This is a genomic window from Clostridium sp. TJA038 (assembly GCF_058310255.1).
In genome coordinates this window covers 111481-124137 of the sequence record NZ_JBZEFA010000003.1, presented here as the reverse complement: position 1 = coordinate 124137, position 12657 = coordinate 111481, and the positions used below count along the sequence as shown (strand labels likewise).

The 12657-nt window shown below is 24.7% G+C and carries 12 protein-coding genes; 6 read left to right on the top strand and 6 right to left on the bottom strand.

Features of this window, described 5'->3' with window-relative positions:
- The first annotated feature begins 16 nt into the window (after positions 1-16).
- Positions 17-328: a bacteriocin immunity family protein gene (locus AC4FQV_RS07625; protein ID WP_491138011.1), complete on the top strand. Its 312-nt coding sequence runs from the start codon at positions 17-19 to the stop codon at positions 326-328.
- Between the two features lie 39 nt (positions 329-367).
- On the opposite strand, the gene cls is transcribed toward AC4FQV_RS07625, so the two are convergent.
- Positions 368-1825 (bottom strand): cardiolipin synthase, encoded by a 1458-nt coding sequence (cls, locus tag AC4FQV_RS07620; protein WP_491165251.1) that lies wholly within the window; start codon positions 1823-1825, stop codon positions 368-370.
- Positions 1826-2426: 601 nt separating this feature from the next.
- On the bottom strand, positions 2427-3689 hold the full coding sequence (gene codA / locus AC4FQV_RS07615; protein ID WP_491165250.1) for a cytosine deaminase: 1263 nt from the start codon (positions 3687-3689) through the stop codon (positions 2427-2429).
- A gap of 437 nt (positions 3690-4126) precedes the next feature.
- Here codA and AC4FQV_RS07610 point away from each other — a divergent pair, with 437 nt between their 5' ends.
- Entirely contained in the window at positions 4127-4882 is a 756-nt protein-coding gene (locus AC4FQV_RS07610; protein ID WP_491138015.1) for a creatininase, read from the top strand.
- A gap of 47 nt (positions 4883-4929) precedes the next feature.
- Positions 4930-5865 carry a DMT family transporter gene (locus AC4FQV_RS07605; protein ID WP_491165249.1) on the top strand — a complete coding sequence of 312 codons (936 nt, stop codon included), beginning with the start codon at positions 4930-4932 and terminating at the stop codon, positions 5863-5865.
- Positions 5866-5946: 81 nt separating this feature from the next.
- Here the strand turns inward: AC4FQV_RS07605 and AC4FQV_RS07600 are convergent, their stop codons facing one another.
- Positions 5947-7146, bottom strand: a complete 1200-nt coding sequence (locus AC4FQV_RS07600; protein WP_491138017.1) for a PucR family transcriptional regulator — start codon at positions 7144-7146, stop codon at positions 5947-5949.
- A 157-nt stretch (positions 7147-7303) separates the two neighbouring features.
- Between AC4FQV_RS07600 and AC4FQV_RS07595 the strand changes: the two genes are divergently transcribed.
- Entirely contained in the window at positions 7304-7714 is a 411-nt protein-coding gene (locus AC4FQV_RS07595) for a peptide deformylase (protein ID WP_491165248.1), read from the top strand.
- 52 nt (positions 7715-7766) lie between these two features.
- On the opposite strand, the gene AC4FQV_RS07590 is transcribed toward AC4FQV_RS07595, so the two are convergent.
- The gene (locus AC4FQV_RS07590; protein WP_491165247.1) at positions 7767-8456 is read right to left on the bottom strand and encodes a YjjG family noncanonical pyrimidine nucleotidase; all 690 of its coding nucleotides are present in this window, start codon (positions 8454-8456) and stop codon (positions 7767-7769) included.
- Positions 8457-8567: 111 nt separating this feature from the next.
- Here AC4FQV_RS07590 and AC4FQV_RS07585 point away from each other — a divergent pair, with 111 nt between their 5' ends.
- Positions 8568-9506: a hypothetical protein gene (locus tag AC4FQV_RS07585; RefSeq protein ID WP_491165246.1), complete on the top strand. Its 939-nt coding sequence runs from the start codon at positions 8568-8570 to the stop codon at positions 9504-9506.
- Between the two features lie 40 nt (positions 9507-9546).
- Here AC4FQV_RS07585 and AC4FQV_RS07580 read toward each other — a convergent pair whose 3' ends face one another.
- The gene (locus AC4FQV_RS07580) at positions 9547-10173 is read right to left on the bottom strand and encodes a GNAT family N-acetyltransferase (protein ID WP_491138022.1); all 627 of its coding nucleotides are present in this window, start codon (positions 10171-10173) and stop codon (positions 9547-9549) included.
- A 127-nt stretch (positions 10174-10300) separates the two neighbouring features.
- On the opposite strand from AC4FQV_RS07580, the gene AC4FQV_RS07575 reads away from it, so the two are divergent.
- On the top strand, positions 10301-11098 hold the full coding sequence (locus tag AC4FQV_RS07575) for a MerR family transcriptional regulator (protein WP_491165245.1): 798 nt from the start codon (positions 10301-10303) through the stop codon (positions 11096-11098).
- A 28-nt stretch (positions 11099-11126) separates the two neighbouring features.
- On the opposite strand, the gene AC4FQV_RS07570 is transcribed toward AC4FQV_RS07575, so the two are convergent.
- Positions 11127-12398 (bottom strand): DUF4317 domain-containing protein, encoded by a 1272-nt coding sequence (locus AC4FQV_RS07570; RefSeq protein ID WP_491165244.1) that lies wholly within the window; start codon positions 12396-12398, stop codon positions 11127-11129.
- Between the last annotated feature and the right edge of the window lie 259 nt (positions 12399-12657).

The window sequence follows — 12657 nt, the reverse complement described above, 5'->3', positions numbered from 1 at the left end:
TTTAGGGGGTATTATTTTGGAGAAATTAACTAAAGACAATAAGGAAAATATACTTAGAATTGTTTATGATTTAATATTAAACAAGGAAACTTCAAAGGAAGAAAGAGAGATTCTAGTTTCTTTTAAAGATTCCTTAGAAAATGGAAAGGATTTTCAAGAGGAGATTATGAGCTTAGCAGAAAAATTAAGATTATTATCTCTTAGAAATTATAAAGATAAAAAATGTTTAAGTGATGCTGTAGGAAAATTTTATATGAAAATTTCAACTATAGGATTAAGAAATAGAAATGTAGCTACAGGTATTTGTGCAAGTAAAATAATATTTTAATAAATAAAAAAACTCCCTTTATATAAGGGAGTTTTTTTATTAAAGTAATGCAGAGAATAGTCTTGAGAAAGACTCTTTAAATTTAACTAAGTTACCTCTATTTACATATTCATCCTTAGTTAATTCTACAGAAACAAGCATGTCCTTTTCAAACGCTTTACGTTGAAGTTTAGCTATTTCATCAGAGTATAGCATACCGATTACCTCAAAGTTTAATTCAAAACTTCTAGTATCCATATTAGCTGTACCTATAGAACAAACCTCATCATCAATAACTAAAGCTTTAGAGTGAAGGAAGGAATCTTTGTCATAGTGATATATTTTAACACCAAAGTTTAATAATTCTCCTGCATATTTTAAGTTAGCCCAATAAACAAAAGGATGGTCTCCCTTACCAGGTATCATTATTCTTACATCAACACCTGATATAGAAGCAAGTTTTAAACTATCAGCTATACTATTATCTAATATTAAGTAAGGGGATTGTATATAAATATATTTCTTTGCCTTTTGTATAAGCTCTAAATAAGAAAGTTTTATTTCATAGAAGTTATTAGGGTTTGGTCCACTAGATATTATTTGCATACCACATTTTGAGTAATCAACTCTTTTTGATGGTGTTTCTTCATTTTTGTAATCTATTAAGTGGCTTAAATCTAAATCTTCCTTAGTTGCATATCTCCAGTCAGCTAAAAATCTTAAATTTAAATCTCTTACTGAATCACCAATGAATTTTATGTGAGTATCTCTCCAATAACCAAATTTAGGGTCTTTTCCTAAATATTCATCTCCTACGTTAAATCCACCAACATAACCTACTTTACCATCTATAACTACTATTTTACGGTGATTTCTAAAGTTCATGTTTAGGTTTATAAATTTAAGCATTGAAGGGAAGAATTCTCCAACTTTAACTCCAGCATCTATAGCTGATTTTAATTTTTTTCTGTTAGTAGATCTACTTCCTACAGAATCGTAAAGAAGTCTAACTTCTAAACCTTCTTTTGCTTTTTCTTCAAGTATATTTAGAATTTTTCTACCTAAGTCATCAGTTTTAAATATGTAAAATTCTATATTTATACTTTTCTTAGCTGCTTTTAAGCTCTCTATCATATCATCAAATAATTCTTTACCATCAAAAAAAACTTTAGTTTCTACATCTTCTCTATAAGGAGAATATTCCATGCTTTCAATAGCTTTTATAGTATCGTAATGCTTGTAATTTTTTAAATCTTCTTTTACAGAGTTTGTACCTTTTAAGCTTTTAATGTATTTATTGAAAAGCTTAAGTTCAGATTTTTTCATTATAAAAATATCTTTAGTATTAACTTTTCTACCTAATATTAAAAATAGAATAAAACCTACGTAAGGTAATATAATTAATACTAATGTCCAAGATATTATACTTTTTGAAGAACGATTTTCTTTAAAAATCATGTAAAAAATAGTTAGTAAGTTTATAATATGTACTAAATTGGATAAAAAAGTAAAAATCATAATTAATAAATCCTTTCTATAGTTCTTATTTTTTTGTAATTTTTTTGTCTTTTTGTTTTTTACATAGAATCTTGATGTGATAAGAATTTAAACTTAATTAATACGCTAAGTATTACTAATATTATATACTATTTTAACAAAGTATTTGTAGTTAAATATGTATAAATTGATACTTTCTTCAAATAAAGTTTTATTAAAATTAATATTAAATATTAGAATTTTATCATATAAGTTTATTTAAATTTTATTTATGCAATAAAACAGAAAAAATATCAATTAAATTTAAATTAATTTTTTGTGAAAGCTTATAAAATAGGGAATTTAAATCATAAAAGAAATAAAATAGAAATTATTTTTTTCAAAATTTTTAATTAAATTTACAGGTGGATAATTTTTTATGGAGTATACTGTGAAGGATTAAACAAGGAAAAAGAAGAGGATAAAGTAGGACTATTTTTAATAAATTAAAAGGTTTTAAGTATGCTAATGAAAATATTAATTAAGTTAAAAATCATAAAGATTACAAATATATTTTAAGATAATAGATTTGTAGGTTTTAATCTATTTTACTTTTAATATATTTGTAATCTTTAAAATTAAATTATCTTAATAAAGTTATATTTGTATCTATTACTTCAGGTTCTCTCTTAAATAAGAAATCTCCTTTTCTTACAGAGCATTTAACTCCAACTCTTTCAAGAATTGCATCAAATTCATTTTTTGCATTTAAAACTATAAAGTTAGCATCTTTTCCAACTTCTATACCATATTTATCTTGAATATGAAGAGTTTTAGCACCATTTACTGTTATTAAATCTAAGGCATTATTTATTTCGTCTACAGACATCATATGACATATATGAATACCAGCATCTAGTATATTCATTAAATTACCATTTCCTAAAGGATACCATGGGTCTGAGATAGAATCTTGTGCAAAGCAAACATTAATTCCAGCATCATTTAATTCTTTAACTCTTGTAAGACCTCTTCTTTTTGGATAAGTATCATATCTTCCTTGTAAATGAATATTTTCTGTTGGGCATGATATGAAATTCATTTTTGATAATTTTAAAAGTTTAAATAATTTAAAGGCATAAGCATTGTTGTAAGAACCCATAGCACAAGCATGACTTGCAGTTGTAAGTTCTCCTATTCCGTTTAAGTAAGCTTCTGCTGCTAATAATTCAACAAATCTTGATTGATCATCATCAGTTTCATCACAATGAACATCTATTAATTTATTATATTTTAAAGCAAGTTCTATAGTTTTCTTAACAGATTTTTCTCCCATTTCTCTTGTGAATTCAAAGTGAGGAATAGCACCAACTACATCAGCACCCATTTTTAAGGCTTCTTCTACTAATTCATCTCCACCTTTATAGGAGTACATTCCTTCTTGAGGGAAGGCAATAATTTGTATATCTATAATATCTTTATATTCTTCTTTTAATTCCATAATAGCTTTTAATCCAGTAAATTTAGGGTCAGTTACATCAACATGTGTTCTCATATATTGTGTTCCATATAGAATTTCTTTTTTAAGAGCTATTCTTGCACGCTCTTTAATCTCATCTATTGTCATATTACCTTTAGTTTCAGACCATCTTTGAATTCCTTCAAAAAGAGTTCCTGTTCCATTATTTGCGCCAGGCATACGAGCTGTGTATACATAATCTAAATGTATATGTGGGTCAACATAAGGAGGAACAACAAGGTCTCCTTTTAAGTCATAACTTTCTACATCTTTATATTTTTCAGAAAGATTTGGTCCTATTTCTTTATATACACCATTTTCTACAAATAAATCTACTGGTGTTTCTTTTCCTTTTAATCTAGCATTTTTAAATAAAATAGTTTTCATTTAAAATTTCTCCCTTCAGTTTTGGTATTTTACTAAAAAAATTAACTTATATTATTAAAGAAAAAATTAAAATTTTATAATTGCTTTTAGTAATTTAAGTTGTCAATAAAGAAAGTTTAGCATGAAAGATTTCTGTAGTCATTGTATTAAATATACAATAATAGCTTAATATTACTGTGCACATAAAGAACATATTTTGGTAAAGAGTTTTGTATTTTTAGTACATTGTAACAAAATTTTACTCATTGTATACTGAGAACATAGCAAAATTCATTTAAAGAATTTTCAGCTAGAAGCTATATTTTAAGAAGCTTTGATTTTTAGCTAGGTATTTAATAAATTTTTTATTGTAAAGGATTTAAGTGAATATTCTAGCTAAAAATCAATTGATAAACTAAGATGAGCTGAATATTAAGACAAGAAAAGGGGATTTTATTATGTACGAAAATGTAAAAATGGAAAACATGACATGGAGAGAATTTGCGAAGAAAAAAGATGATGTAATCATCTTACCAATAGGATCTACAGAACAACATGGACCACATCTTCCAACTTGTGTAGATACTGTAATAGCAAAGGGGTTTGCTTATAGAATTGCTGAAAAAATAAATGGGGTTGTTGCACCAGCTTTATCATATGGATATAAATCAAAACCATTAAGTGGTGGTGGACCATTATTCCCAGGAACTATAGATTTAAATGGAGCTACATTACAAGCTTTAGTAATGGATATTATAGATGAATTTGTACGTGATGGATTTACAAAAATATTTATATTAAGTGCTCATTTTGAAAACGAAGCATTTATAGTAGAAGCTATGGATTTATGTTCAGCTAAATACGGAGATAAAGTAAAATTACTTCTTACTAACTGGTGGGATCCAATGTCTCCTGATGTAATTGATAAAGTTTTTGATGAAGTACCATTCCCAGGTTGGGCTTTAGAACATGCTGCTGTTACAGAAACTTCATTAATGATGTATTTTGCACCAGAACTTGTTAGAGAAGATAAAATAATGGATACAGAAAATGCAAGTCCAGCAACTTATTATAGATACCCAATTGAAAAGGATATTGTTCCAGAAACAGGAATACTTGCCTCAGCTAAATCTTCTTCAGCAGAAAGAGGAAAAATAATGGTAGATGATGTTATTCCAAACATTATCAAAATAATTGACAAAGCTTTTAATTAATATTAAATTAGTATTTGATAAATTTTAAAAAAGAAGTAGGGGATACTATGAAATTAAAAGGAATTATTTTAACAATGCTATCTTCAATTACCTTTGGTTTTGCCTTTACCTTAGGACCAATGACCTATGGACTTGAAGGAAGCAATCCAGTAACCTTGACCTTTTTAAGAAATTTTTTAAGTTTGCCATTTTTATTAGTAATAATTTTACTATTAAAAATAGATTTGAGAGTAACAAAAAAACAACTTAGAGACCTTATAATACTTGGATTTGTAGGAAATGCAATCACAACTTTAATGTTAAATATGGCATTTGCTTGTATAGATGTTGGAATAGTTACTCCAATACATTTTACTTATCCAATCTTTGTAACTTTAGGTTGTGTTATTTTCTTCCATGAAAAATTAAGCAAACAAAAAGTATTTGCTTTGATTGTTGCTATGTCAGGAATAGGATGTTTTTTCCTAACTGCCTTAACATCAGAATCCGTTGGTAAAAGTGCTATATTAGGCCTTATATTAGCTGTAGCTTCAGGAATGTTTTATGCCTTTTATATTATCTTTATGGATAAGAGTGGTTTAAAAAGTGAACCACCTTTTAAGATAACATTTTATGTTGCAGTAGCATCTAGTATAGGAATGTTTATCTATGGCATAATTACAAAGGAACTTGTTTTAACTAATTTAACACCTAAAGCATGGATTTTATCAGCAGTATTTGCTTTCCTTTGTACAGTAGTAGCTTTATCTTTATTACAAGTTGGTATTAAATATATAGGGGCTAGTGAAGCCGCTGTTATAAGTACTTTTGAACCTATAACTAGCGTTGTATTTGGAGCAATACTTTTAGGAGAAAAAATAACACCTATGAAAATAATTGCATGTGCTTTAATTTTTGCAGGAGTATTAATTTTATCCTTTGCTAAAGAAAAACCAAAAGCTAAAAATGCTAATTTAGAAGTGAAAAAATCAATTGCAAATTAATATAATTTCTTAACAAATGAAAAAGAATGGACTATATAAAAATAAAATTTATTTTTATATAGTCCATTTTAAAACTATAATTTATAGCTTGTTTTGTAGATTTAAAAATTCAAAAATAAGTATGCTATTAAATAGCTCAAGGTCAGTCATAGCATCATCTAAATCTCTCTTGAGAAGGTTTTTAATTGTAGATAATCTATATAAGAGAGTATTTCTATGAATAAATAATTCTTGAGAAGTTTTTAAAAGATGCCTATTATTTTTAAAGTAGCATTTTAAGGTTTCTAAAAGATTCATTCCATGACTTTTATCATATTCTAAAATTGGTCCTATATTTTCATAACAATACTGATGAACATCTTTTATTTCAGAAAGTTCAATAAAAAGTCTTAAAATTCCAAGTTCATTATATTTAATTACCTTTGAATCGTTATCATACATATCAATCATAGAAAGTGCTTTAAAAGCTTCTTTATAGCTTGCCTTAATATTTTCTTCACTTTCTCTTATGCGACTAAAACTTAGGTTCATTTCTACATTACCAGAGTATTTTGATGACATAAGCTTAAATCCAGATTCAATATATTCCATAGATTTTTTAGCATCTTCATAGTCATTGCTAAAAACTAAGCTTAATATGTAATTTGCATATTCCATATGAATTAAGGTGTAGTTATTTCCTTTTAAAATATCTTCTAAGGAACTAGAGATATTTTTACTAAGAGAGCTTATATCATAAGGTGATTTTGAGGAATTTCTCATTTTTAATATGCTAATATAATGGAAAGGTCTTAATTTTATATTATAAAATTCTGCTAATACACTTATATTATCATTTATTTGGTCTTGTGAAAAAAGAAGAGATTCAAGAAAGTGCTTTCCGTTTTTAGCTTCCTCTCTTTTTTGTTCTATTTTTAGGAATATTTCTTGAATTATATCAATTAATTTTATATCCCAAGGCATTATAAATAAGGGAAGTGATTTGTTATTAGCTCTATTTATCATATCTTCAGTAATTTGACTTATATTTTTTTCATCAATTAAAATAACAATTCCAGCTAGTTTTTTTTGTATGCATTCTTCAATTAATAAAGATATATTTTCATTACTATCTTTATAAATAACAAAGAGAAGTTCTCCCCCATAAAGCCAATTTGAAATAGATTCTGTTGTCCTTACATAGGGCAAAGAAATTTGGTTATCTAAACCATTTTTACCAGCAATTAATTTTGCCTTTGAAAAATATTTAAGTTGAAATAAATCTTTGCAACAAAAACTCATAAAGTCACTCCTTTTAATCCCATTTCAATTCATATTATTTATTTTACCATTTTTTATTAATATATTAAATATTAATTAACATATTTACATATTTGTTTATTAAAGTTATATTTTAAGTAAGTTAAAGTAAATTATGTTAATAATAAAAGGAGATAGTATGGTTAAAAAAATAGTTAAAGATGTTTTATTTTTAAGTCAAAAGTCAGAGGAGGCTACAAAAGAGGATATTCAAGTTGTTTATGACTTAACAGATACTTTAAGAGCAAATTTAGAAAACTGTGTTGGAATGGCTGCTAATATGATAGGTGTTAGAAAAAGAATACTTGTTTTTGCTTTAGGAAATTTAATAGTACCTATGATTAATCCTGTTATATTAAAGAGTGAAAAGCCTTATGAGGTAGAAGAAAGTTGCTTATCTTTAGAAGGTCTTAGAAAAACCTTAAGATATAAAATTATAGAAGTTGAATATTTTGATAAAGACTTTAATAAGCATAGAGAAATTTTTAAGGGATTTATTGCAGAGATAATACAACATGAAATAGACCATTTTAATGGAATTATAATTTAAGTACATAGTAAAATAATAGCTAGTTTTATTTTAAATAAAACTAGCTATTATTTTATTTAATCAGTAAGTTTTCTAATTCTTTAAGAGTATTTATTTCATAGGTAGGTTTTATATTTTTTTTATTTTCTATTTTTTTAGGGTTATACCAACAGGTATCTAATCCTGCATTTATTCCTCCTTGAATATCAGAATTTAAACTATCTCCAACCATTAAGACTTTATTTTTTTCATTAAAATTCATTTCTTTTAATGTATAGTCAAATATTTTTTTATCAGGCTTTGAAATTAGTATTTCTTCAGAAATTACTATAGCTTCAAAGTATTTTGCAATTTCAGATTTTTTTATTCTTTTCTCTTGCACAACTTTTAATCCATTTGTTATTATAGCAAGTTTATAAAAATCTTTTAAATTTTCTATAAGGTTAAGAGAATCATCAAATAAAAATGAAGCGGAAGATAAATATTTTGTGTAAGAATTTGAAAAAGTATTTGCATCAATATTTAAATTTAGCTTATTAAAAAGTCTTTTAAAGCGTTCTATTTTAAGAGATTTTTGAGTAATAAGACCATTTTCGAAATCTTTCCAAAGGCTTGAATTAATCTTTTTATATATTTTTAAGTGATAGTTTTCATTATAGTTTATGTTAAATTCATTCATAGCTAATTTAAAAGCTTCTTTTTCAGATTTTTCAAAGTCAAATAATGTTTCATCAGCATCAAATATTATAAGTTCATATTTCATAATAATTCCTCCAAGAGTTTAAAATTTTTAAAGATTTTCTTTAGCTTTTACATATATTATAATATAAGGGGGCATATTTTTTCATTTTATTTTTAAAAGGGGGATAATTTTATGAAAAACAAAAAAATGAACTTTTTAGTTCTGTTTTTTCTTTTGAATATTGTAATTTATATTTTTTACATAATATCTAAAAGAGTTTTAATGAAAAATGGAATTGAGTTTAGAGAAAATCTAGATAATTTAATGCTTTTATGTAAATTTTTAATAGTTTTCTTAGGAAACATTATAATAATTAAGTTTATTTGTAAGGAGAAAAAAGTAGGAAGTTTTTTTAAGGCTATTACTATATCCTTATCTTTTTTTGTAAGCTTTATTTTAATTTTAGGTTTTGTAATAATGCCTTATTTTTTCTATTCAAATCAAGAAATATTAGCTTATAGAGAAGGAAATTTATTAATTGCAAATTCTAGTTCAACTTTAAAAAATTCTACTATAAAGTTTTATGAGCCTATAAATTTCTTTTTAATGAAAGATAGTAGTAAATACGAAGATTTAAAAATTAATTTCCCTAAAAATATTTATGATTATGATGAAAAAAGATTTTTAGAAGGTAAATTTTTAGATATAAGAGATGAAAGTAGCTTTAAAAATTTAAATGTTTTTAGTGCAAAGAAAAAATTTAATAGTGGTGTTTTTAAGTACTTAGGAGATAATACTTATGATTTTGGTAATATAATAGTTAAGTTTGATGATAATGAGGTTGGTGTAAAAGAGGCTACAATAAATGAAGATATAGTGAGATATGGTGATATTAATATAATAGGAGAAAATATAGAAACTATTGAAGATAAATTAAAAAATATTAAAGAAGAAGGACCAGAGGTTGTTTTAGAAGAAGTTTTAGGAGAAGATAATACTAGAAATATATTAATTGGAAGAAAGTATACTTTACCAGAAAATAAAGATATTTATGAAATTTCATATTATGGCTATGTGTTAGTTCTTAATAAGGAGGGAGTAGTAAATAAGGTTAAATACTATAGTGAATAAAATAAAACCTTTCTTAAATTTTAAGAAAGGTTTTATTTTTTTAATATTTATAAGAATAAAGAAATATTTCTAAGTCAGAATTTATGGTTTTTATGTGTAAAGTTGCTTTGCATAAACAATTAAATCCTTGACTATCATAAAATCCATAGTTACATCTGCTATCTGTAAAAAGATAAAGGGAAGAAGAATCTTTGGATTTTAAATAAGAAAGTGCATCTTTTAATAATTTTTTTCCTAGTCCTAAGCCTCTAGCTTCCTTAGAAATAACAAATAAATTTATAGAACTATCAAATAAATTTTCTTTGTCTTTTAAAAGACTTAAGTAACCTTCTTTTATTTTTATAAATTCTTCAATTTCAAGAAAGTCATTTTCATCTTTTACTGGTAGGTCTTCTAAAGAGTTCTTTTCTTTTAAGGAATATAATTCTTCAAAGCTTTTTTTATCATTATCAGATTTACATAAGATAAATCCTAAAACCTTTGAATCTTTACAAACTACCTTAGCATAAGAGCTTTCCTTAAGTGTTTCTTTTAAGTAAGATTTTACTATTTCTTTTAAAAGAATTTCATTATGTATGAATTTATCAAAGCAAAAAGTTTCAGAAGTTAAGTTTTCTAAATAAGTAAGGTCTTCTTTTTTTAAATCTCTAAAAATTAAATTATCCATATATTATCAATCCTTTTTTTATTTTAAAATATATTATTCAAAAAGTAAGTATAAAGTATTGAGTAACTCTAATGTCAAGACATGATATATTATATTTATATAATCTTTTAAAAGAGAGGGTGAATTTATGAAACTATCTATAGGAGAAGTGGCAAAGCTTTTTAATATAAGTAAAGATACCTTAAGGTATTATGATAAAATAGGACTTTTAAAAGCTGAAGTTAATAAAGAAAATAATTATAGGTTTTATAATACTAGAGATTTAGAACAATTAGCCTTAATTTTAGGGGTAAAATATTTAGGAGTTAGTTTAAAGGAAATAAAAAGAGTTATAGAAAAGGAAGATTTAAAAGCCTATTCTGATTTAATAGAGACACAAAAGAAAATAATAGATGACAAAATAATAGAATTAAAAAATTTAAAAAGTTCTTTAGATAATAGTGAAAAAGTAATAGAAAGGGTTAAAAATTTTGAAAATACATATGACTTTAAGAAAATAAAAGAAGTGAAAACAAGTTTTAAGGTTTATGGAATAAAGATAGAAAGCATTTTAAAGAAAAATAAAAATTTAGAATTATTAAAACTAAAAGAGGAAAGACAATTATATTTTTATAAAATAGATAAAGGAAGATTTTCTATAGAAGAGGATGAATTTATATTTATAAGAGAGAATTATTATATAAAGGAATTTTTAAAAAAGATAGAATATAAGGAAAAGCCTATCTTGAAAAATATTCAAGGAGTTTTTTATGCAACAAATTTTTATGGAAGTTTAAAAGAGATAGAAGATTATATAATATCTATGAATATTAATTTAAACAAGAATAAAGAGGCTTTAATTTTTGTTCAATATAGCTTTTTTCTTCCTAAAAAGGATAGACAAGCTAAATATTTTGTTAAAATATATTTAAAAAAAGAGCTATAGGAAGTTAAATTTTCCTATAGCCCTTTACTTAAATTAAATCTTCTAAATCATTTACCTTTGTTTGTTCATTTTCATTTATAGGTATTACTAAGCATTTCTTACCTTCTATTATTTGAGAACTGATTTCTTGAACTTTTTCTGGCTTTACTTTAAGGATAATATCATAATCCTTTTCTAAATCTATATTATTCTCATCCTCTTCTTCTTTTAAAATTTCAGCTTCCTTACTAACTTCTTCAAGCTTATCCTTTAATACCTTTACCTGTTTTTCAAGATGTTCTTCTTTTCTTATTTGTTCTTTTAATTTTAAAGTTTTTTTATCTATTAAGCTTTCAGCTAAAGGAATATCCTCCTTAAAATTATCAATATAAGATTTTTCGATTTCTTCTTTAATATTTTCAGGAATATCGCTTTCTATAAGTATGGTTTGAATATCCTTATCTCCTAAGGACATAGGTTCTTTCTCTAAAATATCTTCATACATAGAATTATGTTCTTCTATCATGTTTTGTAAGTTTTCTTGTACTTCCATAAAGGCTTTTTCCCCTTCTTCTTCATCAGGGAAGGAATATTTTATAATATCTTTAAAAGCTAGTTTTTGTAAAGTTGCACTTTGTCTAGGAGTGCATCCTAATATATTTTTCATAACTTCCTCATGTATATCTTTAGGATTTTTAGTATAATACATAAGAGAATTTACATCTGAACTACGGTCTGTAAAAGCAGGGAAAACAAAACCTGTAGAAGGATTTTCAACTACCCAATCTCTTATTCTAGATTTTATTTCATTTTCTTCTTCAAAATATCTAAGACCAGGTTCTGATAAAGAAACAGGACATATAGCACATAAAATATATTCATAAACCTCTTCAGATTCATCTATTTTAATATTATCTTTAGTTTTAGTTATTACATCATAAGCATCATGGAAAAGGAGTATTAGAAAATTTCCTGTATAATCATAGTTATCAATAATTAATCTATAAAAATCATTAAGAAGTTCATCATCTTTTAATTTACTATTTTTTAAATTCATAAGAGATACTTGTTTTTCATTGACAAGATACTCATTTAAAGGAAAGGTAAGTTCTAATATATTGTTACCTATAGTACCAGATAGAACTTTTTTTGCTATTTCTAGATATTTAAAATATTCATCTTCATCTAGATTAAGAAAGGTTTCTTTAAAGTTTAAAATAATATTTTTTTCACCATTTACATAACAACCGCACATTTTTGTAAAGGTGCAATGGTCTTTTTTAAGACGCTTTTTTAATTCAAGTATATCTTTTTTATTCATACATAAACTCCTTATTTTTAATAAATGAATAAGTATTCTTTTATAAGTATAGTATTTTTTTTATTTTTATTAAAGCTTTTATTAGGTTACTTTTATTTAAATTAATTTAAATAAAATCTTTTAAAAAATAAATTTTAAATATAAGTTGCTAATATGTTAATAGTGTGTTAATATAAGAGGGTAGCAAAAAGCTAACAAAAAAAGTTTCATTTAGGTAAATAGTTTCTCGTAAATTAGGGATTATTATATCGATTTAGAA